This window comes from Pseudonocardia benzenivorans CB1190, from assembly GCF_000196675.2.
GTDB classification, from domain to species: domain Bacteria; phylum Actinomycetota; class Actinomycetes; order Mycobacteriales; family Pseudonocardiaceae; genus Pseudonocardia; species Pseudonocardia benzenivorans.
In genome coordinates this window covers 5,452,136-5,475,616 of the sequence record NC_015312.1, presented here as the reverse complement: position 1 = coordinate 5,475,616, position 23,481 = coordinate 5,452,136, and the positions used below count along the sequence as shown (strand labels likewise).

Here is a 23,481-nt window from a genome sequence, read left to right as displayed (position 1 = left end):
TCCGCTGGGTCGGGTCGGGTGATGACGGGTGACGTGGGTGCCGACGCCCGGGGTCAGACGGTCTGGCGCTCGCGGCCCTCCCAGTACGGCGCCCGGAGGTCCTTCTTCAGCACCTTGCCCGTCGGGTTGCGCGGCAGCTCCGCGACGACGTCGACCGACTTGGGGCACTTGAACGACGCCAGGTGCTCGCGGCAGTAGGCGAGCAGCGACTCCTCGTCGACGGTCGCGCCCGGCGCGGCGACGACGACCGCCTTGCCGACCTCGCCCCACCGGTCGTCGGGCACCCCGATGACCGCGACGTCGCCCACGTCGGGGTGCTCGGCGAGGACGCGTTCGATCTCGGCGGGGTAGATGTTCTCGCCCCCGGAGATGATCATGTCCTTGATCCGGTCGGTGACGTAGACGTACCCGTCGGCGTCGACGTGACCGCCGTCGCCGGAGCGCAGCCAGCCGTCGTCGGTGATGGCGGCCGCGGTCGCGTCGGGCTTGCGCCAGTAGCCGGCCATGAGCTGCTCGGTGCGCACCCACACCTCGCCGGGCTCGCCCGTCGGCACCCGGTCGCCGGTGGCGGGATCGCGGATCTCGATCTCCACGCCCGGGATCGGCGTGCCCGCGGAGACGAGCCGGTGCGCGACGTCGGGGTTCTCGTGATCGGCCGGCCCGAGCGTGGTGACGACGCCGCACGCCTCGGTCATCCCGTACACCTGCTGCAACGTGCCCGGGAACAGCGCGACGCAGGCCCGCAGCACGGGCAGCGGGATCGGCGAGGCGCCGTAGGAGAGGATCTTCAGCGACGAGTAGTCGCGGTCGGCGGCGTCCGGAACGGCGGCGAGCGCGGCCATGAGCGCCGGCACCAGGAAGGTGTGGGTGATGCGCTCGGCGACGAACATGTCGAGGACGCCCGCCGGGTCGGGGATGCGCATGATCACCATCCGCGCCCCGGCGGTCATCGCGACGAAGGAGTAGCTCGTCCCGCCGACATGGAACAGCGGCATCGCGACCTGCACGACGGCGCCGGCCTCCATCGGCACCTCGGCCAGGACGTTCGCCGCGTGCGCGAGCATCCCGCGGTGGGTGAGCATGGCGCCCTTGGGGAAGCCCGTCGTCCCGGAGGTGTACAGCTGGACGAAGCAGTCGTCCGGCGCGACCGGGTGGACCTCCGGGTCGGGGTCGTGCGCGGCGAGCAGCGCCTCGTACTCGTCGTCGGCGCCCCCGATGCGGACCAGCCGCTCGACCGTCGGCACCTTCTCGCGCAGCGACTCCGCGGCCGCCGCGAACTCGGGGCCGACGAACAGCAGCTTCGCCTCGGCGTCGTTGATCACGTAGACGATCTCGGGCGGCGCCAGCCGGAAGTTGACGACGGCGTTCGCCGCGCCGATCTGCGCGCACGCCAGCGTGAGCTCCAGGCAGGACGGGTGGTTGAGGTCGAGCACCGCGATCCGGTCGCCGGGGCCGACACCCGCCGCGCGCAGCGCACCCGCGAGCCGGTGCACACGCTCCTGCAGCTCCCGCCACGTCCAGGTGCGACCGTCGAACCGGACGACCTCGTCGTCGGCCCGCTCGGTGGCCCAGTGCGCGAGCAGCGAGGGGATGTCGGGGAAGTGCGGCGTCATCGAGCGCTCCCGGGTCCGGCGATGGTGTGTCCCACGCCACGCTAGTACTCCCCGACGATCACCGGAACGGGACGATCGGCACGGATCGTGCACCGCGGGACGGCTGTGGATGCACGTCGGCGGGATGTCGGGGAGCGGGCATAGCCTGATCGTGTGGCACCGGCAGCGCGCACCGCGGAGGCACCCGCGGACGGAACGACGGACGGGCGCACCGGCTGGATCCGCAAGCTCGGTGGCGCCTGCATGCGTCACCGCGGGGTGACGATCGGGGCGCTCGTCGCGTCCGTGCTGGGCGTGAGCCTCGATGCGGCGGGGCCGCTGCTCGCGCGCGTCGCGATCGACGACGCGGTCCGCGGCATCACCGACGTGCTGGTCCCCGTCGTCGTCGCGGTCCTCTCGCTGGCCACGGTCCGGTTCGGCGCGTCGTTCGCGCGGCGCTACCTGGCCGGCCGCATGGCACTCGACGTGCAGCACGACCTGCGCCGCCAGGTGTTCGCGGCCGTCCAGCGGCTCGACGGGCAGCGGCAGGACCAGCTGCGCACCGGGCAGGTCGTCTCGCGGGCGATCACCGACCTGCAGCTCGTGCAGAGCCTGCTGCAGATCGTCCCGCTCAGCGCCGGGACGGTCGTGCTCGTGGTCGTCTCCATCGGCGCGATGCTGTGGCTGTCCCCGCTGCTCACCGTGGTCGCGCTGATCATGCTGCCGCTCGCGGCGCTGGTCACCAACCGCACGCGGCGGGTGCTGTTCCCGGCCACGTGGTCGGCCCAGCAGCGCGCCGCCGACGTGGCGCAGCAGGTCGAGGAGACCGTCACGGGCGTGCGCGTCGTCAAGGGGTTCGGGCAGGAGGAGCGCGAGGTCCGCACGCTGGAACGGATCTCGCGGCGGCTGTTCGCCGAGCGGATGCGCTCGGCGCGGATGACCGCGCGGCTCAACCCGACACTGCTCGCCCTGCCCACCCTCGGCCAGGTCGCGGTCGTCGGGCTCGGCGGGGCGCTCGCGCTGGGCGGGTCGATCACCATCGGCACGTTCCTGGCGTTCACCACCTACGTCGCGCAGCTGGTCGGGCCGGCCCGGCTGGTGGGCTCGCTGATCGTGTCCGCGCAGCTCGCGCGGGCCGGCGTCGAGCGGGTGTACGACCTCGTCGACGCCACCTCCGAGGTCACCGACCCCGACGAGCCGGCGTCGCTGCCCGCGGGGCCGCTGGACATCGAGCTCGACGAGGTCGTGTTCGGCTACACCCGCCGCGACCCGGTGCTCGACGGCGTGTCCCTGCACGTGCAGCCCGGCGAGACCATGGCGCTCGTCGGTGGGGCGGGGTCCGGGAAGTCCACCGTCGCACTGCTCCTGCCGCGGTTCTACGACCCCCAGGTGGGCGCGTTGCGCCTCGGCGGGGTCGACCTGCGCCGGCTGCGGCTGGCCGACCTGCGCTCCGAGCTCGGGGTGGTGTTCGAGGAGGCGTTCCTGTTCTCCGACACCATCCGGGCCAACATCGGCTACGGCCGCCCCGACGCCACCGAGGCCGAGATCCGGGCCGCGGCCGAGGCCGCGCAGGTCGCCGGGTTCGTCGAGGCGCTCCCCGAGGGGTACGACACCCTCGTCGGCGAGCGTGGGCTGACGCTGTCGGGCGGGCAGCGGCAGCGGATCGCGCTGGCCCGCGCGATGCTCACCGACCCCCGGGTGCTGGTGCTCGACGACGCGACGTCGGCCGTCGACACCGCCACCGAGGCCGCGATCCACTCGACGCTGCGCTCGCTGACCGCGGACCGCACGACGCTGCTCGTCGCCCACCGCCGGTCGACGCTGGCGCTGGCCGACCGGATCGCGGTGCTCGACGAGGGGCGCGTCGTCGACGTCGGCACCGAGGCCGAGCTCATGGCGCGCTGCCCGCTGTTCCGGACGCTGCTCGCCGCCGACGGCCCAAACCTCGACGGTGCTGATCTCGACGGTGCTGATCTCGACGGTGCTGATCTCGACGGTGCTGATCTCGACGGTGCTGATCTCGACGGTGCAGATCTCGACGGTCCCGCTGTTCCCGACGCGCCGGCCCCGGAGGCGGTCCGAGGGGCCCTGCCCGCGGCGACCGCCGACGGCGTCACCCCGGAGCTCTGGCCGGACGTCGTCGAGGACCGGGCCGGGTCGGCCCGTGCGGTGCGGGCGGCCGCGGCGTCGAGCGGCGGGGTGCGCGGCAGCGCGGGCGCAAGCGCGCTCGTCGGGGGAATCCCGGCGACGCCCGAGCTCCTGGAGCGGGTGGAGGCCCTGCCGCCCGCCACCGACGAGCCCCGGCTCGGCGACACCGACCCCACCTCGCCGCTCGACGGTGCCCGCCTCGGCCGCATCCTGCGTCCCGTCCGGGGCCTGCTCGCGCTGGGCCTGGTCCTGGTGGCGCTCGACGCGCTGAGCTCGCTGGCGTTCCCGAGCATCGCCCGCTACGCCGTCGACTCCGGGATCACCGGCGGGTCCGGGCGCGCCATCGTCGTCGCGACGCTGCTCGGGATCGGGTTGGTCGCGGTCAGCTGGCTCGTCGTCGCGGCCGAGACGGTCGTGACCTCGCGGACCGGCGAGAGCCTGCTGTACTCGCTGCGCGTCCGCAGCTACGCGCACCTGCAGCGGCTCGGGCTCGACTACTACGAGCGCGAGCTGTCCGGCCGGATCATGACCCGGATGACCACCGACGTCGACGCCTTGTCGACGTTCCTGCAGACCGGGCTCGTGCAGGCCGTCGTCAGCCTGCTGACGGTGGTGGGCGTGGCCGTCGCGCTGCTCGTCACCGACGCCCAGCTGGCCCTGGTCGCGCTCTCGGTCGTGCCGCTGCTGGCCGCCGCCACCGTCGTGTTCCGACGCCTCTCGTCCCGCGCCTACGCCGAGGCCCGGGAGAAGGTCAGCGCCGTCAACGCCGACATGCAGGAGAACGTGTCCGGGGTGCGGGTCGCGCAGGCGTTCGTGCGCGAGGAGCACAGCGCCCGGGCCTTCGGTGCCCGCAGCGACGCCTACCGCCGCACCCGGATGCGCGCCCAGCGCTACATCGCGACCTACTTCCCGGGCGTCGCCTACCTGTCCGACATCGCGCAGGCCCTCGTCCTGGGCGTCGGCGCGGCCCGGGTCGCCGCGGGCGACCTCACCCCCGGCGTCCTCACCGCCTTCCTGCTGTACCTGGGCATGTTCTTCACCCCGGTCCAGCAGCTCTCGCAGGTGTTCGACGGGTACCAGCAGGCACGCGTCGGGCTCACCCGCATCTCGGAGCTGCTGCGCACCCCGACCTCCGTCCCCGCCCGACCCGACGAGCGCGTCGGACCCGCGGTGGCGGTCCCGGCCCGGCTGCGCGGCCGGGTCGAGCTGCGCGACGTCTGCTTCCGCTACGACGCGGCCGCCGACCCCGCCGTCGTCGGAATCTCCCTCACCGTCGAGCCGGGGGAGACCGTCGCACTGGTCGGGGCCACAGGTGCCGGGAAGTCGACGCTGGTGAAGCTGATCAGCCGGTTCTACGACGTCGGCGCCGGCGCCGTGCTCGTCGACGGCGTCGACGTGCGCCGCTTCCCGCTGACGGACTACCGGCAGCACCTGGGCGTCGTACCCCAGGAGCCGCACCTGTTCACCGGCGACATCGCCGCCAACATCGCCTACGGCCGGCCCGACGCCTCGCCGGCCCGGATCGAACGCGCCGCCCGGGCCGTCGGAGCGTTGCCGCTGGTCAGATCGTTGCCCGGCGGGTTCCGGCACCCAGTCGGGGAACGCGGGCAGGGGCTCTCGGCGGGGCAGCGCCAGCTCGTCGCGCTGGCCCGGGCCGAGCTGGTCGACCCCGACATCCTCGTGTTCGACGAGGCCACCGCCGCCCTCGACCCCGCCACCGAGGCCGCGGTCCTCGCCGCGGGCGACCACCTGACCTCGCGGCGCACCGCCTTCGTCGTCGCCCACCGGCTGGCCACCGCCGCCCGCGCCGACCGGATCGTCGTCCTCGACGGTGGCCGCGTCGTCGAGCAGGGCACACACGCCGAGCTGCTCGCTGCGGGTGGGCGCTACGCCGCCCTCTGGGCCGCGGGCGAGCTGGAGCCCGCGGCGCCCGACGAGCCCACCCCCGACGACCGCCCCGCCGCCCGCTCCGCCTGACCCGGGCCGCCCTCCTCGCCCTGCCGGACGTCCTGCGGGCGCAAAGTCGGGAGCGCACCCTGCCCCGCCGGCGCCTCGGCGTCACGACCTTGGGTGCCCCGGCGGTGCCGGCGGGGCCGTTCGGCGCCGGGGTGATCACCATCTGCGGGACTCGAGCGCATCCTGGTGCGCCGATGTCCCGTGCACCTCGATCAACGTCACGCGGCACGGGCGAGCGCGGCGTGGATGGTGGCGAGCACGGCCTGGGGGTCCGTCGTGAGGTCGTGCCAGGTGAAGCGCAGGAGCGTCCAGCCCTGCGTGACCAATGCGTTGCCCTTGCGGCGGTCGGCCCGGAAGCGAGCCGGGTCGACGTGCCAGGCCCAGCCGTCGACCTCGATCGCCAGCCGGTGGGCCGGGAACGCGATGTCGATCCGGAACTCCTGGAACGGATGGTCGACCCGCCAGCCGCGCATCCCCGCCTCCCGCAGCAACCTGACCAGCAAGCGCTCTGCGACCGAGCCTGCCCGGTCGGCAGCCGCGGTGAGCAGCTTCCCGGCTCTCGGTGATCCCCGTCGTCCGATCGCTCGGCAATGAGCGTGGTGCAGAGCCGCGAAGCTGATGTGTCGCTGCAGCGCCCGGTCGAGGAACGCCGCACCGTCGGGAAGCGTGACCGCTGTGTCGAGGACGGTCAGCGCGGCGCCGGTGAGCCAGATGTCGCGCTGGCCGATGCGGTCCAGGTGGCTGAGGTCGCGTCGCCGGATCCGCACGCCGGGCTGTGCTCGCGGCTTCGTCCGGGCGGGCACGGTCAGCTCCACGGGGTCCGGAGCCGACGGCAGCATCCCGAGCCAGTACGCGGCCGCGGGCCCAGAGACAGCGGCTTCGGGACCCGCCCAGAGCCAGGCCGCTCGAACGCGCACCTCGTCGGTGAGCCGATGACCCGCCGCGAGGTACACACCCGGGTGCAGCCTCGCCCATCCCGCGGATCGGGCCCGTTGCTGCAACGTCCGCGGCGCGACACCGTTCTCCCGCGCTTGCGCGACGGAGACGAGCCCGCCTTGGCGCCGCAGCAGATCGTCGATCGGCATCGGTGCATCGTGACGAACGGTGGCAGATGGGAAGCCCGTCTCGGGCAGACGTTCGCGCTTGCGCATCGTCGGACGAGCCGGAATTCGCGGGACGCCGGCGCACTCGGGGGCGCTCATGTCCCTGGTTCGCCGATCACCTGAGAGGGGCACGGCGCCCGGCGGGCTCGTCTCGGAGCGCGCGGTGCGGAGCGGTGATCGTCGGTCAGGGGACAGCCGGGGCGTCGTCGGAGAACGCAGGGGGCCCGGCCACCCCGCGGCCCTGGGGAGCGCGCGTGAGACCCTCGACCCGGTGAACGGCCGGTTCGACGCGCGCAGCGGCGCGATCCTGCCCGATTTCGGGCAGGATTCTGGCGTGTCGGACGTCGGACGGGCACGATCGGGCTCCGTGCCCGCCGGAGAACTCGATGCCCACCGTGAGCTCGTCGAGCATCTGGTGCGGAGCACGCCGCTGTCGGAAGGGGAGGCGGGGCGCGTGGTGGCCGAGGTGCTCGGCTACTTCGGCGAGTCGACGGAGCACTTCGTGCGGCGTCGGCACGGCGAGCTGCAACGTCGGGGGATGACCAACGATCGCATCTTCGAGCGGGTGGGCGCCGAGCTGGCCGTCCGCCGGGTGGTGCCGCCGGCGCTGTCCGCCCGCCAGTTGCGACGCATCGTCTACGGATAGGAGCCGCCTGTGTGCGGGATCGTCGGATACGTCGGGGCGCAGGACGCGGCCCCGATCCTGCTGGAGGGCCTGGGCCGGCTGGAGTACCGCGGGTACGACTCGGCCGGGCTCGCGGTGCTGCACCGCGGCGCGCTGAAGGTGCGCAAGGTGAGCGGCAGGGTTGCCGACCTCGCGAACGACCTGCCCGCCCGCTTCAAGGGCGCGCCGGGAATCGGGCACACCCGCTGGGCCACCCACGGTGAGCCGAACGCCGAGAACGCGCACCCGCACACCGACGCGACGGGCCGGATCGCGGTCGTGCACAACGGCATCATCGAGAACGCCGAGGAGCTGCGCGCGAAGCTGGCGGCCGACGGCGTGGAGTTCACGTCCCAGACCGACACCGAGGCCGTCGCGCACCTGATCGCCGCGGCGTTCACCGCGGGCGCGCAGACCCTGGAGCAGGCGGTCCGGCTGGCGCTGCTGCAGGTCGTCGGGGCCTACGGGCTCGCGGTGCTCGACACCGAGCACCCGGACCGGATCGTCGTGGCGCGCAACGGCTCGCCGGTGCTGCTGGGGGTCGGGGAGAAGGAGATGTTCGTCGCGTCCGACGCGGCGGCGCTCGTCGGCTACACCCGTCAGGTCGTCTACCTCGACGACGGCGAGCTCGCGACGATCACCGCGACCGGCTACCGCACCTTCACCATCGACGACCGCTCGACGGCCAAGAGCCCGTCGACGATCGACTGGGACATCATCGGCGCCGAGATCGGCGACCACGCGCACTTCCTGATCAAGGAGATCGAGGAGCAGCCGCGGTCGATCGAGCGGACGCTGTCGGGCAGGCTGGACGAGCGTTTCTCCACCGCCCACCTCGGCGGTCTCAACCTGACGGTCCGCGAGGCCCGTGAGTTCAAGCGGGTGAAGATCCTCGGCTGCGGGTCGGCCTGCTACGCCGGCGACCTCGGCGCCCAGCTCATCGAGGACCTGGCGCGGGTGCCGGCATCGTCGGAGTCGGCGTCGGAGTTCCGCTACCGCAATCCGGTCGTCGAGCCCGACAGCCTCTACGTCGCGGTCAGCCAGTCCGGCGAGACCAGCGACACCCTGGCCGCGGTGCAGGAGATCCAGCGCAAGGGCGGCAAGGTCATCGGCGTGATCAACGTCGTCGGCTCGACGATCGCGCGCCAGGTCGACGGGGGCATCTACCTGCACGCGGGTGCGGAGATGTCGGTCGCGGCGACGAAGTCGTTCACCTCGACGGTCGCCGCGTTCGCACTGCTGGCCCTGCACCTCGGCCGCATCCGTGACCTCTCGCCGACCGAGGGTGCGCGCATCCTCGCCGGGTTGGCGAAGCTGCCGGCGCAGATCACCGAGATCCTCGACGCGGAGCGGGACACGGGCGCGATCGAGGCGGTCGCCAAGGAGATCGCGACGCGCGACAGCGTGCTGTTCATCGGCCGCCGCCGGGGCTTCCCGGTGGCCCGCGAGGGCGCGCAGAAGCTCAAGGAGATCTCCTACGTCCACGCCGAGGGGTACGCCTCGGCCGAGCTCAAGCACGGCCCGCTGGCGCTGGTGAGCCCCGAGCTGCCGACGGTCGCCGTCGTGCCGGACGACGACCTGCTCGACAAGAACACCTCGACGCTCGCCGAGATCCGGGCCCGGCGCGGCCCGATCTACGCGGTCGCGCACCGGGAGCTCGCGGCGGAGCTCGCCGACAGGACGATCGTCATCCCCGCCAACGAGCCGGAGCTGGACCCGATCCTGATGTCGGTCCCGCTGCAGCTGCTGGCCTATCACGCGGCCGTGGCGCTCGACCGCGACGTCGACCGGCCGCGCAACCTGGCGAAGAGCGTCACCGTCGAGTAGCGGTCCGGAATGGAACGGGGCGGGCCCGCGGTCGCGGACCCGCCCCTCGTTCGTGGTGCGGCGTGGCTCAGGCGCCGGGCCGCTTGCCGATCTGCAGCAGCGGGGCCGACGCCGCGCCTCCCGCGGGAGCGCCGAACGAGCCACACGCGGGCGCGTTGCCGGCCTGCTGGACGAGGTTGAGGCTCGAACACGCCTGACAACGCGCACAGCCCGCGACGGCGGTGTCCGCCCCGAGGCCCTTCTCCTCGAGGAAGCCGGCGACCTTGCGGTAGATCGGCTCGGTGTACTCGCGCGACGGCGCGGGCAGGTCCTCGAGCAGTGAGCCCGCGACGGGCCGCAGCGGTACGACGAACGGGTACACGCCGATGTCGACGGCCCGACGGCACATCTCGACGGTCAGCTCCGGGTCCTCGCCGAGGCCCAGGATGACGTAGGTGGACACGCGGCCCTCGCCGAACAGGTCGACCGCGTACTCCCACGTGCGGAAGTACGTGTCCATGCCGGTGCGGAACTTGCCGGGTGCCACCTTGGCCAGCACCTTCGGGTCGAACGACTCGATGTGGATGCCGAGCGCGTCGAGGCCCATGTCGTGGACCTGGTCGATGTACTTGAGGTCGCGCGGGGGCTCGAACTGCACCTCGACGGGCAGCCCCGCCGCCTCCTTGACGGCCTGGCCGCACCTGGCGACGTAGAGCGCCCCGCGGTCGGGGGCCACGGAGGAGCCGGTGGTGAGCGTCGCGTCGACCGCGCCGTCGAGCTCCTTGGCCGCGACGGCGACCTCGGCGAGCATCTCGGGGGTCTTCTTCGCGATGGTGCGGCCTGCCTTGAGCGACAGGCCGATGCCGCAGAAGCCGCACTGGTCGGAGTTGCCCCAGTAGTTGCAGGCCTGCACCACCGTCGACGCCAGCGAGTCGAGGTGCAGCAGCGCGATCTGCTCGTAGGGGATGCCGTCGGCGGTCGTCAGGTCGTAGTAGCGCGGCCGCCGGGTGCCCGAGACGTTGGCGATCTTGACGCCGTCGCGGTAGATGCCCTGGCCCTCGTCCTCGGCCAGCAGCGCGTAGGGGGACGAAGTGCTCGGCGGGACGGTCACCGGGACGCCCTCGATCCAGAGCATGCCCGAGTCGGAGGGACCTGCGCCGCCGGTGCGCTTGGTCTCCAGCTCCGTCTCGATCCGCAGCCCCACCGACTGCAGCTCCATGATCAGTTCCGCCACGGCTGCGGAGTCGGTCGAGTCGACCGGGGTCGGGCCCTCGGAACTCGGCCGCGCGGGAGCGGAGTCCAGCACGTCGGTCATACGACAACCACCTCGGGATCGCGAGCAGTTCCGTCCACTATAGGAGGTGAGGTGTCGGATGCGATACGAGTCGGTGAACCGAGTTCTCTGATGTTCGCCTCCGGTGCCCGCTCCGGCCTGCGCCGTGGACCCGCCGCGTTGTCATCGTAGGTGATGAGGACCCCCGAAACCGTCGGGCGGACGTCGCCGAGCGGCGAGCGGACGTGCCGTGGCTCACGGCGGGAATCCTGTGGATGAACGCGGGGTTGACGCCTGTGTCCATGCAAACGCATGGACCTTGGCTCAAGGAAGGGGCCCGCCGTGCAGTTCGGAATCTTCACCGTCGGGGACGTCACCCGCGACCCGACGACCGGTCGTGTGCCCACCGAGCACGAGCGGATCAAGGCGATGGTCGCCCTCGCCGAGCACGCCGAGGCCGTGGGCCTCGACGTCTTCGCCACCGGCGAGCACCACAACCCGCCGTTCGTGCCCTCCTCCCCGACGACGCTGCTCGGCCACATCGCCGCCCGCACCGAGCGCCTCGTGCTCTCGACGTCGACCACGTTGATCACGACGAACGACCCCGTCAAGATCGCCGAGGACTACGCGATGCTCCAGCACCTGGCCGACGGGCGCGTCGACCTGATGCTCGGCCGCGGCAACACGGCCCCCGTCTACCCCTGGTTCGGTCAGGACATCAACCAGAGCGTGCCGCTGACCGTCGAGCACTACCAGCTGCTGCGGACGTTGTGGGACAACGAGGTCGTCGACTGGGAGGGCCGCTTCCGCACCCCGCTGCACGGCTTCACGTCGACGCCGCGCCCCCTCGACGGCGTCGCACCGTTCGTGTGGCACGGCTCGATCCGCACCCCCGAGGTCGCCGAGATCGCCGCGTACTTCGGCGACGGCTTCTTCGCGAACAACATCTTCTGGCCGCCGTCGCACTACACGAAGCTCATCAATCTCTACCGGCAGCGCTTCGAGCACTACGGGCACGGCCGTGCCGACCAGGCGATCGTCGGCCTCGGCGGGCAGTTCTTCATGCGCAGGCGCTCGCAGGACGCGTGGAACGAGTTCCGGCCCTACTTCGACGAGGCGCCGGTCTACGGGCACGGTCCCTCGATGGAGGACTTCACCGCGCAGACGCCGCTGACCGTCGGCAGCCCGCAGGAGGTCGTCGAGAAGACGCTGACCTTCCGCGAGCACTTCGGTGACTACCAGCGGCAGCTGTTCCTGGTCGATCACGCCGGGCTGCCGCAGAAGACCGTCCTCGAGCAGCTCGACCTGCTCGGGGAGATCCTGCCCGACCTGCGCAAGGGGTTCGACGAGCTGCGCCCGGCGGACGTCCCGTCGGACCCGCCGTCGCACGCGTCGCGGGTCGCGGCGAAGCTCGCGACGGAGGCGGGCGAGGATGTCGCCGTCACCGCGGGCTGAGACGACCGTCGGGGCCGGTCCGGCCGTCGAGGCATGGGAGGCGTTGCTGCGCAGCCAGGTCGCGCTGTGGCGGCTCCTGGAGGCCGACGACGTCTGGGAACCGATCACCCCGCGCGAGTACGACGTCCTGCACACCCTCGGTCGGTGTCCCGACGGTCGCGCCCGCATCCGCGACCTGCACCGCGAGGTGCTGCTGAGCCAGCCCTCGCTGTCGCGGCTGGTGGAGCGGATGGCCGAGGCCGGGCTCGTGGCGCGCGAGCCCGACCCGGCCGACGGGCGCGGCACCGTCGTCGTGCTGACCGAGACCGGTGACCGGCTGCGCCGTCGGGTCGGGGCCCGGCACGCCGAGAGCATCCGGCGGACCGTCGGGGTCGCACTCGACGAACGCGAGCAGCAGGCCTTGCGGCTGCTGTGCGACAAGCTGCGGGCCGGCACGCGAACCTGAGCTCCGCAAGGCGGGCGTAGTCGGGCCACGTCACAGCCACGGCACAACACCACGACCGCCGGCGCGCACGCCGCGAGCGTGCGGGCGAGGCGGCTGGCGCCGGCGCCGCGGCTTTCCCGCCCTCGGCGGACCCTGGAGCGCCGGAGCGGTTACCCGCGCGAGCGCGGGCTCACCCGTACGCCCGGCCTGCCGCTGCCGCTCCGCGAGCGGCACGACGACGTCGGCGACCGTGGCCTCGGCGCGCGGTCGGGCTCAGCCGAGCCCGAGGGAGAGCGAGCCCGACACCGTCGAGCTGCCCGAGCCGAGCGAGGCGTCGGCGCCGACCGCGATCGATCCCCCGGAGTCCGCCGAGCCGTCCTGCGGGTCCTGGCCGTCCCCGGCGTCCTGCGAGTTGCTGCCCTGGGAACCCTGGTCGTCCCCGTCGGACTGGTCGTCCTGCGAGCCGCCCGGGTCCTGGGACCCGGCTGGGTCGTCCTGTGATCCGGCCTGGTCGTCCTGGGACCCGCTCTGGTCCTGCGATCCGGCCTGGTCGTCCTGCGAACCCGTCGCCTGCGTCGGCGAGCCGGACCTCTGTTCACCCGACGCTGCGTCATCCGAACCGGAGCCTTGCGCCTCCGGGCCGGTGGTCTGGGAGCCCGAGCTCGAAACCGAGGTCGAGCCCGAGCCGGAGGTCGAGCCCGCGGCCTGGTCGTCCTGCGCCGCGGCGGGTTCGTCGGCCGTCACGGCGGCGACCTGCGCAAGACCGACGGTCCCGCCGGCCTGCTGCCCGTCGCCGGACGGCGCCGTACCGGCCGGCTGTGCCGTGTCGGCGGCCTGTGCGGTGTCGATCGTCTCGGCCGGGGGAGCCGGCTGGACGTCCACCGGGGGCGGGGCGTCGGCCTGGGGCTGGGCGTCGGCCTGGGGCTGGGTGTCGGCCTGGGGCTGGGTGTCGGCCTGGGGCTGGGTGTCGGCCTGGGGCTGGGAGTCGGCCTGGGGCTGGGTGTCGGCCTGGGGCTGGGTGTCGGCCTGCGGCTGCGCGGTGGCGTCGGTACCCGGAGCCGTACCGCCGTCGCCGGTCGCGCCCGTCTGGTCGGCAGGCGGCTCGGCCTGCCCGGAACCTGTCGCGGGCGCAGGCTCGGACGTGGCGGGCGGCTCGGTCGTCCCGGTGGCGGGCGGCGGTTCCTCCTCGTTCGGGGCCGCGTCCACGGGCGGGACGGCCGGGGCCGTGTCGACCGGTGGCGGCGGAGCCACGACCGGCGGCGGGACGGCCGTCGTCACGGGCGGGGTCACCGTGGCGGTCGGGTCGACCGGGGCCGGGACGGCGGAGGCGTCCGGCGGTGGCGGGGTCGTCGTCGGGAGCGCCGGCGGGGTCGGCGACGTCGGTAGGCCGAGGGCCTCGGCACCCGCCACGTCGGGCACGACGGGGGCGCGCAGCGCGGGATCGAGCAGCACGGCCGCCGGGGTCGCGGCGATGACGGCGACGATGGACGTGTGCTCGGCGTCGAGCGTGGCGCGGCCGTCGGCGGGCAGCACCGCACCGATGACGGACTGGATCTCGTTGACCTCGTGCGCCGCGTCGGCGGTCCGGCCCTCGCGCAGCGCGGTGCGCGCACGGTCGAGATGGACCACGATGGTGTCGGCCGCCTCGACCGAGCGCGCGTGCTCGGGGAAGACGACCCTCGCGATCGGCCACGTCACGTCGCCGGGGCGGGCCGTTCCGGCGTTGCCGACGGCGACCCCGCCGAGGACGACGAGCGCGACCACCGCTGCCGCGGACAGCCGGACCACGTAGGGCGAATGACCGCGGCGTGGCGGTCCGCCGCTGGGCGTGGCGGACGTGACGCCGTCCGCGCCGTCGACGCCCTCGTCGGCGGCGCGCGCTGCCGCGATGACGGCGTCGGGGTTGAACGCCGCAGGTGGCCGGGCCGGCTCCTGCACCGTCGCGACCCACGTCGCGAGCATGGCGGCAAGCCGGTCGTCGACGTCGGAGCTGGTGGCCATCTCGTCGGTGACCTGCAGCGATCCGGAACCGAGGGCGTCGATCAGCGCATCGTCGGCCTGGATGTCGCCGAGGTGTAGCGGAGCCCCGTCGCCGCCGGTGGGATCGCCGGAGGAGTCGACGGGCACGTCGATGGGTGAGCGACGGGGCCAGGTGCCGTCGCTCTCGCGCTCGTGCACCTCGTGCTCACCTCCTCGTCGGCGCGGCTTCCTGCTCGGCGGGCTCATGGTGATTCGCTCCGACGGCGCCGGTCGTTACACGGTGTCAGACAACGGGCACCGCCCGCGAGTCAGCGTCTGCTCATCCTGTTGCCGGACGGGCCGCGCCACCGAGCGGCGGCGCGACCCGTCGTTGACGTGCGGTAACGCGCCGATCCTACTTCACGGTGACGATGGTCACAGCGGCGTTGTTCAGCAGGTCGGGGTCGGCCACCGATGTGGCGAGCGTCGCTGCGCGGACCTGCTGGGGTCCCCTGACCTTGGTGTCCGCCGCGAGCGTGACGGTGTGCGCGACCTGGCTCGAGGAGCCGATCTGCGGCGTCAGCCACGCGACGCTGTGCCCGTTGCGCGGCGCGATGCCGCCGGGCGCGGCGACGACGACGAGTCCGTTCGGCATCGTGAGCGCGGTGGCGACGTTCGTCGCCGGATACGGGCCGTTGTTGCGGACAGTGACGATCGCCTGGAACGTCCCGCCCGGCAGGACCGTGGCGGGCACGGCCAGCGTGACGGCGAGATCGGCCCGCTTCGCCCCGGTCCCGGGCGGGGCCGCCACGGTCTCGGTGAACGTCGCGGTGAGGGGCCCGGTCGTCGCCGTGACGGTGACGGGCCCGGCGTCGCGGCCCGCGGTGAGCGTCGGCGCCGTGGCGACACCGTCGTCGCCGGTGGTGACGGTGGCCGAGGTGGCGCCGCCCGGGAACGACGCGGCGCCCTTCGTGACGGTGAACGTGACCTGCCTGCCGGCGGCCGCCAGGCCCCCCGCTCCGGTGATCTTGACGGTCGGCGGTGTCGGGAACGCGGCGCCGGTGAGCGCGGTCTGCCGGTCACCGGCGGTCGCGGTGATCCTCGTCGGCACGACCGGGTTGTCGAAGTCGTACACCGTGTCGCCGACGGTCAACCCGTCGGCGCGCGCCTGCAGGCCGGGCGAGCCGCTGCCCTGGCTGATGCCGACGTCGATGATCGTGTATCCGGTCATCGCCCGCACGACGTCGGCGAAGGTGGCGGTGTACGTCGCGAAGCCGAACCTGTTGGGCGTCCCGGTGGCCGTGACGTCCCTCGACGCCCACCAGCCGGGCATCGCGCCGGGGTTCCAGGTCTGCCATGTGCCGACGGCGACGGCGGTCCCGCTGTAGACGGGCTCCCAGACCAGCGACGTGAAGCCCTGGGGGCCGGTCGCCTCGATGGTGTAGGACGGCGCCTGCCGCGGGTCGCCGCTCCCCGGGGTCTCGATGTAGGTCTCGTAACCGAGCGCGGTGAGCGCCGAGAGCGGCTTGCCGTACAACGCCCTGGAGAAGACGTCCGCCTTGTCGGTCGCGCCGGGCGTGCTCAGCCGGAGGAACCCGCTGCCCAGGTCCGCTCCGGCCCCGTCGACGACGGTGGCGACGCCGTCGTGGCACAGCGTCGCGCTCGTCGTGCACGCGGCGGTGATGTCGTCGTTCGAGACGCGGGTCGTGGTGGCGGCGGAGGCGGTGCCGGTCAGGGCGACGAGACCGGCGACGACGGCGGTGGCGGTCAGGCCCGCGAGTGCCGCGGCCCGGCGGCGTCGGCGGTGTGTGGGGGGACGATGGCGCACGGCGGAACACCTCGATGTGGCGCGGAGATCCCGGTTGTCCGGGCTGTCGCGGACCCAGGCGCCGGCCCCCGAACCGGGCCCGTCTCTCCTGCGTCCGGAGGGCCGTTCGGTCCCGACAGTTGCTGCTCCGTTATGGCGCGTCCGTACCTGTCATTCGGACGAGTGAGGGCAGGGCGTCCCCAGCGGTCGGGGACCGCGCAGGCGCGGCCGTGCCGTCAGCCGCGTGGCGCCGCGTGTGCCTGCAGGGTGGCCGGGATGATCCCGACGTCGCTCCAGGTCCCGTGCCAGGTCAGGACCGCGAACGCCGATGTCGTCATCGGGAGGTACTCGCCGGCCAGCAGCGTCGTCAGGTCCTCGACGGCGGGGTTGTGGCCGATCAGCAGCGCGCACGCCGACTCGTCCGGCAGCCCGCGGACGATCTCGAGCAGGCCGATGGCCGACGCGTCGTAGACCGCGTCGGCGAACCGGGCCTGCGGCGGGTCGGGCAGCTTCGACGAGACGAGGTCCCACGTCTCGCGTGTGCGCGCCGACGACGAGCACACCACCGTGTCCGGTGTTCCGACGTTCATCCGCAGCCACCGGCCCGCCTCGGGCCCGTCGCGACGACCGCGGACGTTGAGCGGACGCGCGTGGTCGGGCCCTCCGACGTGCTGGTCGGACTTCGCGTGCCGCAGCAGCACGAGGCGGCGGTCGGTCATCGGCACGATTCTGCCAGCCCCCGCCGGCACCCGCAGGTCACGACGCCGCCGTCGTCGCCGGGTCGTCGAGGATGTACCAGGGGACCATGTTGACCGCGCCGTTCAGGCCGGGCATCGGCACGCCCTGGGCGGTGAGCCCGCGGGCCGCGTCGGTGGCCACGACCACGTAGCGTCCGGCGCCGTCCGCGCTGATCTCGATCTCGACGGTCTGGTCCCCGCCGTCGGGATGCTCCCGGAACGCACGGCAGCACCGGACGATCTCCCAGACCTGCGCGTCGCGCAGGGCGGGGACGTTGGTGAGGGCGTCGAGAACGTCGATGTCGGCCGCCATGGGCGGGACCGTAGCGCGTCGGTGCGGAGCGGGGTGTCTCGATTGGAGACGATCAGTGCCGCGGCCGGGACAGCAGCCACGCCGTGACGACGAGCGCGACCGCGGTGCACGTCAGCATCGTCGCCAGGTCGCCGAGATGGATCCCGTGCTTCGGGGTGAACTTCATGATCACGGGCCCGATGCGGGTCTCCGCGGCGACGCCGAGCGTGACGAACGCGGCGACCACCCAGGTCAGGACGATGGCGCCGAGCGGGCTGCTCTGCCGGCGGCTCACCGCGGGGAGGGGGACGGTCGCGTCGTTCATGTCCCTGACGGTACCGGGCAGCCTGCCGTCCACCCGCTGCGCGGCCGAGAACTGGGTGATCGTTTCCCGAAGCTTTGCCGTCGTCTTGCCTTGCCGAACGGTCGGCGGTGCCGTTCGCTCACGCGGCGCGGGCCACGTGCCCGTCGGGCCGGACCTCGACCCGGTGGACGTCGACGCCGGGCGCGAGCTCGCCGGTCGGGTCGAGGGTGACGGAACGCCCGGCGCGCAGAGCGGTCAGCACGCGCCCGCCGCCGTGCAGCGGGAGGCCGGGTGCCCGCGTGCCGACGAGGGGGTGCGCACCCTCGGGCGCCGGGTAGCGCACGGCCAGCCCGGACAGCTGTTCGGCGAGCGTCCGGGACGGCTCGGGGGTGGAGCGGATCAGGTCGGCCAGCAGGGCGTCGCGAGTGTGGGGGTGACGCCCGGCGCGCGGCAGGCGTTCTCGGTCATCGCCGTACCTGACGGACGCCTTCGCCGCCGAGGTGATCGCCGGGATCGAGGCGGCGGGCTAGAAACTCGCCGCCGAACTGTGTCCGAGGGGGGACTTGAACCCCCACGCCCGTTGAAGGGCACTAGCACCTCAAGCTAGCGCGTCTGCCATTCCGCCACTCGGACCTGCTCGCCGCGGTGACCGCGACGAGCAAAGGATAGACCACCCACATCCGGCCCCCGCCACCGGACCGGCGATGGTAGGAAGATCGCCATGACCGGCCAGAACTCCGCTGTCGACGAGGTCGTACGGATCACCTCCGACCTCATCCGCATCGACACGTCCAACACCGGCGATCCGGACACGGTGGTGGGCGAGCGGGAGGCCGCCGAGTACGTCGCGGCGGAGCTCACCGAGGTGGGCTACGACGTCGAGATGCTCGACTCCGGCGCGCCGGGGCGCAGCAACGTCTTCTGCCGGCTCCCGGGGGCCGACCCGAGCCGCGACGCGCTGCTGCTGCACGGTCACCTCGACGTCGTGCCCGCGGAGCCGTCGGAGTGGTCGGTGCACCCGTTCTCCGGCGCGGTGCAGGACGGCTACGTGTGGGGGCGCGGGGCCGTCGACATGAAGGACATGGTCGCGATGACCATCGCCGTCGCCCGCCGCTTCAAGCGCGAGGGCGTCGTCCCGCCGCGCGACATCGTCTTCGCCTTCGTCGCCGACGAGGAGGCCGGCGGCAAGTACGGGGCGCAGTGGCTGGTGGAGAACCGGCCCGACCTGTTCGCGGGCTGCACCGAGGCCGTCGGCGAGGTCGGCGGGTTCTCCCTGACGCTGGGGGAGGACCGGCGTGTCTACCTCATCGAGGCGGCCGAGAAGGGCATCGCCTGGATGCGCCTGCACGCCAGGGGGAGGCCGGGGCACGGCTCGTTCCTCCACGACGACAACGCCGTCACCCGCGTCGCCGAGGCCGTCGCCCGGCTGGGCAACCACACGTTCCCCCTCGTGCTCACCGACACGGTCCGCGCGTTCCTCGCCGAGATGCGCGAGATCACCGGGCTGGAGTTCCCCGAGGACGACCTCGAGGGCTCGCTGGCCAAGCTCGGGCCGTTGGCGCGCATCGTCGGTGCGACGGTCCGCGACACCGCGAACCCGACGATGTTGCGCGCCGGCTACAAGGCCAACGTCATCCCGTCGACGGCGGAGGCGGTCGTGGACTGCCGGGTGCTGCCGGGTCGCCAGGAGGCGTTCCTGCGCGAGGTCGACGAGCTGCTCGGCCCGGACGTCACGCGCGAGTGGGTGACCGAGCTGCCGCCGGTGGAGACGCCGTTCGAGGGCCCGCTCGTCGAGGCGATGGCCGCGGCGCTGCAGACGGAGGACCCGGGTTCGCGGGCCATCCCCTACATGCTCTCCGGCGGCACCGACGCGAAGTCGTTCCAGCGGCTCGGCATGCGCTGCTACGGGTTCGCCCCGCTGCGGCTGCCCCCGGACCTCGACTTCGCGTCCCTGTTCCACGGCATCGACGAGCGGGTCCCGATCGACGCGCTGGAGTTCGGCACCCGCGTGCTGGACACGTTCCTGCAGAACAGCTGAGCAGGAGGAGATCGACGTGGATCTCGACGGGGAACGCGTGGACCTCGAAGGGGCTCTGGAGCTCGAGGGGAAGGTCGCGCTCGTCACCGGTGGCGCGTCGGGCATCGGCGAGGCCGCGGCCCGGTTGCTCGCCGCCTCGGGTGCGCGGGTCGCCGTCGTCGACCGCGACGAGGTGGGCGCGCGCCGCGTCGCCGACGAGGTCGGCGGGTCGGCGCACGCGACCGACGTGTCCGCGCCCACGGCGATGGCCGAAGCGGTCGCCGCGGCCGAGGAGCGGTTCGGCCGGCTCGACGTCGTGCTGCTCAACGCCGGCATGACGTCGGGGCAGAACGGGGTCACCGACCTCGACGTCGAGGGCTACCGCCGGATCGTCGGGGTCAACGTCGACCACGTCGTGTTCGGGGTCGCCGCGGCCGTCCCCGCGCTGCGCCGGGCGGGCGGCGGGGTCGTCGTCGCGACGGCGTCGCTGGCCGGGCTGATGCCGCACCCGGGCGACCCGCTCTACACGCTGACCAAGCACGCCGTCGTCGGGTACGTGCGCGCCGCGGCACCCGCGCTCGCCGACGAGGGCATCCGGCTGGCGGCGGTCTGCCCCGGCTACACCGACACGGCGCTGATCGCGAACGCCCGCGCCGAGTTCGGCGACTTCCCGCTGCTCGGTGCCGAAGACGTCGCCGCCGCGATCATGGCGGTCGTCGGCAACGGCGGTCCGGGCGAGTGCTGGTTCGTCCAGCCCGGCCGCGAGCCCGGGCCCTACGGGTTCCGCGGCGTCCCCGGCCCGGCCGGTGGGAGACGGGCCCCCGAGGTGACATGGGAACAGCACTGACCGGGCCCGGCCCCGCCGGTGCAGCCCGGCGGGAAGGTCCCGAGAGGAGCAGCAGTGACGAGGGAGCAAGACTGATGCGCGGTTGGCAGGTCCACGAGAACGGCGACCCGGACGACGTCCTCACCTGGCACGAGGACATCCCGGAGCCGGATCCCGGACCCGGCCAGGTGGCGGTGCGCGTGCACGCCGCTGCCTGCAACTTCCCGGACATCCTGGCCTGTCAGGGCAAGTACCAGGAGAAGCCCCCGCTGCCGTTCGTCCCCGGGATGGAGGTCGCGGGCGAGGTCGTCGCCGTCGGGGAGGGCGCCCGCTTCGCGGTGGGCGACCGCGTCGTCGGGCTGCCGGTGCTCGGGCACGGCGGCTACGCCGAGGTCACCCTGCTCCCCGACGACGCCACGTTCCGCTGGCCCGAGGGCATGACCCCCGCGCAGGCCGCCGGGCTGCTGATCACCTACCAGACGGGGTGGTGCGCGCTCACCCACCGCGGGCAGCTCAAGGAGGGCGAGACGCTGCTCGTGCACGCCGCGGCGGGCGGTGTCGGCACGGCCGCGGTGCAGCTGGGCAAGGCGCTGGGCGCGCACGTCATCGGGACCGCGGGCGGCGCGGAGAAGTGTGCCGTCGCCAAGTCGGTGGGCTGCGACGAGGTCGTCGACTACCGCGACGCGGACCTGGTCGCCGCGGTCAAGGACCTCACCGGCGGGCGGGGCGCCGACGTCATCTACGACCCCGTCGGCGGCGACGTCTTCGACGCGTCCCGGCGGATCGCTGCGTTCGAGGGCCGCATTCTGGTGATCGGCTTCGCCGGCGGCCGCATCGCCGACGCGCCGACCAACCACGTCCTGATCAAGAACTACTCGGTGGTCGGCGTGCACTGGGGCTACTACCGGACGATGAACCCCGCGTTGATCCAGCCGTGGCAGGACGCGCTCGAGGACCTGTGGGGCAAGGGCCTGATCGAGCCCCTCGTCGGCGCCGAGCTGCCGCTGAGCGAGGTCAAGGAGGCGCTGCGCAGGCTCGGGTCGCGCGGGACCGTCGGCAAGGTCGTGCTGGTTCCCTGAGCCGAGCCGGGCCCGCCTGAGGTCGCGAGTGGCGTCGCCGGCGATGGCCGGCAACGCCACTCGGGGTCAGCGCGGCTGCGGGATCCCCGCCGGCGCCAGGGAACGGGTGCGCTGGGCCGGGACCTCGGGAGCCTGGTGCAGCGGCAGGATCGAGCCCTTCATCTGCGGCGGCGCGGCCACCCCGAAGTGGTCGAGGATCGTCGGGGCGACGTCGGTGAGCGGCACCGTGCCCTCGACGACGTGGTGCCGGCCGGTGCGGAACCACAGCGCACCGGCCCGGCTGTGCCGCCCGCTGCGCGTGGTGTGGATCGGGTAGAAGACGTCGTCGAAGGCGACGGTGCCGCCGCCGGCCAGGGTGATCGTCGCACCCTCGCGGCCGACGTCGCTGCGGCAGCCCACCTGCAGCCTGCGGCCGTCGCGGTCGGCGTTGAGCAGCCGGTCGCCGTCGACGGTCAGCGCCCGCAGCGCCCGGCCGGCGCGCTCGGCAGCCGCCGCGTCGGGCAGTTCGACGACGACCTGCTCGGCCATCATCGGCTTCGCGACGGCGTCGGACACACCGGCGAGCGCGAACAGCGTGCCGAAGTCACGGGGCCGGAACGTGCGCTTGGCCGACTCCGTCCACGGCTCCTGCGACAGTGCCGTCGCGAGGATCAGCAGCGAGTCCGGTTCGTCGGCCATGATCCGGCCGAGCAGGGCGTCCATCGACCGGTAGCCGTGCAGCACCGCGTCGGCGTGGCGGCCGTCCCCGGCGTCGGCGAACAGCTCCGGCTCCATGTCGCGCCAGTAGTAGTGCTGGTAGTGCGCGGTGCTGTTGGAGAAGAACGTCGCGAACCGCACGCCGTGGCGCGCGTTGAGGTGGCGGAACACGTCGTAGCTCAGCTCGTCGAGCACCGAGGCGCGCCGCCAGCCGACCCCCCCGACGCGGCGCTCGTCGACGAGCTGGCGCACCACCGCCGCGACCGTCGCCGGCCGCAGCCCGCTGCGCACCAGGAACGCCGCGAACCGGGCCAGGCGGGCCGCGCCGGGCAGCCCGTCGCGCGAGGACTCCTGGACCGCCCACGACACCGTCTCGTAGAACGGCTGCAGCGACGCCGGGTACGCGCGGCCCTCGACGTCCCACGGGTCGGGGACGACGTAGCCAGGCTCGCCCGCGCGCCGGGTGTAGCCCAGGTTCATCGACCCGAAGATCCCGACGGGCACACCCGCCGCCGACAGCACGTCGCCGAGCAGGGGCCCGGTCAGCCGGCGACGGCCGTCACCGAGCGCGAAGACGCCGTGCTCGGCGAACGGCAGTCCGCTGTGCAGGGTGGGCCACTGGATCCACGGCTCGAGGTTCGGCGCGTCCTCGCCCGCGTCGGTCGTGAAGACCACCGACGCGTCGCGGAAGGCCTTGAACGACGGCAGCCTGCCCTCGGCGATGAACCGGTCGAGCAGGACCGGGCTGAGCTCGTTGAACTCCACGAGCAGGGCTCGCCTGCCCGGCGGTCGACGGGTGGTGATGAGTGCCAACGTCGGTTCCCCCTGAACACGAATACGTGTCAAGGCTCATCGACGACGGACACGCCGCCATTACACGCCCGGGGACGGCCGGGCGTGTCGCGGGTCGACCCTCGGACCCTCAGAATCTCGGTTCGGGGAGCGCGGACAGCGACCGTCGCCGCCGCAGCCACACCTTCCGCACGCCACCCGGGTAGAGCCGGACCCGGGAGAGCTCCCAGCCTCCGAACTCGGCCTGGATCGCGAGCCGCACCGCCGCCGTCAGCCTCGGGACGTCCCCGGGCAGCTGGACGGGGCGGTACTCCCAGTCCCCGTCGGCGAGGTCCTCCGCGTCCTGTGCAGTCGTGCCGGTCGACACCACCGGCCCACCTCCTTGCACCCCGGTCCTGCCCGGTCCATCCCCGGGCGGAGCCCGGCGTCCACGCCACCGCCGTGTGAACGTCAGGTGACGTGCCGCTCACCATATGTCCCCGCGGCACCCGGCGGCCAGGGCCGATCCCGTGCATCCCGCGGTCACCCGCAGCGACGGCGGCGCTCCCGAC

At 73.5% G+C, this 23,481-nt stretch carries 19 protein-coding genes and 1 tRNA gene; 8 read left to right on the top strand and 12 right to left on the bottom strand.

Annotation, left to right across the window (positions count from 1 at the left end; all coding sequences use genetic code 11):
- Window positions 1-53: 53 nt before the first annotated feature.
- Window positions 54-1,613 (bottom strand): long-chain-fatty-acid--CoA ligase, encoded by a 1,560-nt coding sequence (locus tag PSED_RS25690; RefSeq protein ID WP_013677154.1) that lies wholly within the window; start codon window positions 1,611-1,613, stop codon window positions 54-56.
- A 243-nt stretch (window positions 1,614-1,856) separates the two neighbouring features.
- Here PSED_RS25690 and PSED_RS25685 point away from each other — a divergent pair, with 243 nt between their 5' ends.
- On the top strand, window positions 1,857-5,717 hold the full coding sequence (locus tag PSED_RS25685) for an ABC transporter transmembrane domain-containing protein (RefSeq protein ID WP_013677153.1): 3,861 nt from the start codon (window positions 1,857-1,859) through the stop codon (window positions 5,715-5,717).
- 197 nt (window positions 5,718-5,914) lie between these two features.
- Here PSED_RS25685 and PSED_RS25680 read toward each other — a convergent pair whose 3' ends face one another.
- Window positions 5,915-6,781 carry a DUF559 domain-containing protein gene (locus PSED_RS25680; RefSeq protein WP_013677152.1) on the bottom strand — a complete coding sequence of 289 codons (867 nt, stop codon included), beginning with the start codon at window positions 6,779-6,781 and terminating at the stop codon, window positions 5,915-5,917.
- Window positions 6,782-7,070: 289 nt separating this feature from the next.
- On the opposite strand from PSED_RS25680, the gene PSED_RS25675 reads away from it, so the two are divergent.
- Together PSED_RS25675 and glmS are read left to right on the top strand one after the other, a co-directional pair.
- Window positions 7,071-7,445, top strand: a complete 375-nt coding sequence (locus tag PSED_RS25675) for a hypothetical protein (RefSeq protein WP_456107301.1) — start codon at window positions 7,071-7,073, stop codon at window positions 7,443-7,445.
- Window positions 7,446-7,454: 9 nt separating this feature from the next.
- Complete coding sequence (gene glmS, locus PSED_RS25670; RefSeq protein ID WP_013677150.1) at window positions 7,455-9,290, top strand: glutamine--fructose-6-phosphate transaminase (isomerizing); 1,836 nt, start codon at window positions 7,455-7,457, stop codon at window positions 9,288-9,290.
- Window positions 9,291-9,357: 67 nt separating this feature from the next.
- Here glmS and PSED_RS25665 read toward each other — a convergent pair whose 3' ends face one another.
- Complete coding sequence (locus PSED_RS25665; protein WP_013677149.1) at window positions 9,358-10,584, bottom strand: MSMEG_0568 family radical SAM protein; 1,227 nt, start codon at window positions 10,582-10,584, stop codon at window positions 9,358-9,360.
- 300 nt (window positions 10,585-10,884) lie between these two features.
- Here PSED_RS25665 and PSED_RS25660 point away from each other — a divergent pair, with 300 nt between their 5' ends.
- Together PSED_RS25660 and PSED_RS25655 are read left to right on the top strand one after the other, a co-directional pair.
- Complete coding sequence (locus PSED_RS25660; RefSeq protein WP_013677148.1) at window positions 10,885-11,997, top strand: LLM class flavin-dependent oxidoreductase; 1,113 nt, start codon at window positions 10,885-10,887, stop codon at window positions 11,995-11,997.
- The gene (locus tag PSED_RS25655) at window positions 11,975-12,442 is read left to right on the top strand and encodes a MarR family winged helix-turn-helix transcriptional regulator (RefSeq protein ID WP_013677147.1); all 468 of its coding nucleotides are present in this window, start codon (window positions 11,975-11,977) and stop codon (window positions 12,440-12,442) included. Before PSED_RS25660 ends, PSED_RS25655 begins: the two co-directional genes overlap by 23 nt.
- 252 nt (window positions 12,443-12,694) lie before the next feature.
- Here PSED_RS25655 and PSED_RS25650 read toward each other — a convergent pair whose 3' ends face one another.
- The 7 genes from PSED_RS25650 to PSED_RS25620 form a co-directional block, all read right to left on the bottom strand.
- Window positions 12,695-14,599: an anti-sigma-D factor RsdA gene (locus PSED_RS25650; protein ID WP_013677146.1), complete on the bottom strand. Its 1,905-nt coding sequence runs from the start codon at window positions 14,597-14,599 to the stop codon at window positions 12,695-12,697.
- A 196-nt stretch (window positions 14,600-14,795) separates the two neighbouring features.
- The gene (locus PSED_RS25645) at window positions 14,796-16,208 is read right to left on the bottom strand and encodes a DUF11 domain-containing protein (protein ID WP_013677145.1); all 1,413 of its coding nucleotides are present in this window, start codon (window positions 16,206-16,208) and stop codon (window positions 14,796-14,798) included.
- 215 nt (window positions 16,209-16,423) lie between these two features.
- Window positions 16,424-16,906: a SixA phosphatase family protein gene (locus tag PSED_RS25640; RefSeq protein WP_013677144.1), complete on the bottom strand. Its 483-nt coding sequence runs from the start codon at window positions 16,904-16,906 to the stop codon at window positions 16,424-16,426.
- 37 nt (window positions 16,907-16,943) lie between these two features.
- Window positions 16,944-17,237, bottom strand: coding sequence for a hypothetical protein (locus PSED_RS25635; RefSeq protein WP_013677143.1), 294 nt, complete (start codon window positions 17,235-17,237; stop codon window positions 16,944-16,946).
- 52 nt (window positions 17,238-17,289) lie between these two features.
- Window positions 17,290-17,541: a hypothetical protein gene (locus tag PSED_RS25630; RefSeq protein WP_132975748.1), complete on the bottom strand. Its 252-nt coding sequence runs from the start codon at window positions 17,539-17,541 to the stop codon at window positions 17,290-17,292.
- A 118-nt stretch (window positions 17,542-17,659) separates the two neighbouring features.
- On the bottom strand, window positions 17,660-17,863 hold the full coding sequence (locus tag PSED_RS25625; protein ID WP_041760009.1) for a hypothetical protein: 204 nt from the start codon (window positions 17,861-17,863) through the stop codon (window positions 17,660-17,662).
- Between the two features lie 205 nt (window positions 17,864-18,068).
- Window positions 18,069-18,153, bottom strand: a tRNA-Leu gene (locus PSED_RS25620).
- An 88-nt stretch (window positions 18,154-18,241) separates the two neighbouring features.
- Here PSED_RS25620 and PSED_RS25615 point away from each other — a divergent pair.
- The 3 genes from PSED_RS25615 (at window position 18,242) to PSED_RS25605 (ending at window position 21,442) form a co-directional block, all read left to right on the top strand.
- Entirely contained in the window at window positions 18,242-19,558 is a 1,317-nt protein-coding gene (locus PSED_RS25615; protein WP_013677141.1) for a M20/M25/M40 family metallo-hydrolase, read from the top strand.
- A gap of 16 nt (window positions 19,559-19,574) precedes the next feature.
- Window positions 19,575-20,384: an SDR family oxidoreductase gene (locus PSED_RS25610; protein WP_013677140.1), complete on the top strand. Its 810-nt coding sequence runs from the start codon at window positions 19,575-19,577 to the stop codon at window positions 20,382-20,384.
- Between the two features lie 74 nt (window positions 20,385-20,458).
- Window positions 20,459-21,442 (top strand): NADPH:quinone oxidoreductase family protein, encoded by a 984-nt coding sequence (locus PSED_RS25605; protein WP_013677139.1) that lies wholly within the window; start codon window positions 20,459-20,461, stop codon window positions 21,440-21,442.
- A gap of 66 nt (window positions 21,443-21,508) precedes the next feature.
- Here PSED_RS25605 and PSED_RS25600 read toward each other — a convergent pair whose 3' ends face one another.
- Both PSED_RS25600 and PSED_RS25595 read right to left on the bottom strand, forming a co-directional pair.
- Window positions 21,509-22,951: an alkaline phosphatase family protein gene (locus PSED_RS25600; protein WP_013677138.1), complete on the bottom strand. Its 1,443-nt coding sequence runs from the start codon at window positions 22,949-22,951 to the stop codon at window positions 21,509-21,511.
- A gap of 109 nt (window positions 22,952-23,060) precedes the next feature.
- A complete protein-coding gene (locus PSED_RS25595; protein ID WP_013677137.1) occupies window positions 23,061-23,300 on the bottom strand; it encodes a DUF5703 family protein in 240 nt (79 codons plus the stop codon).
- Window positions 23,301-23,481: the final 181 nt, after the last annotated feature.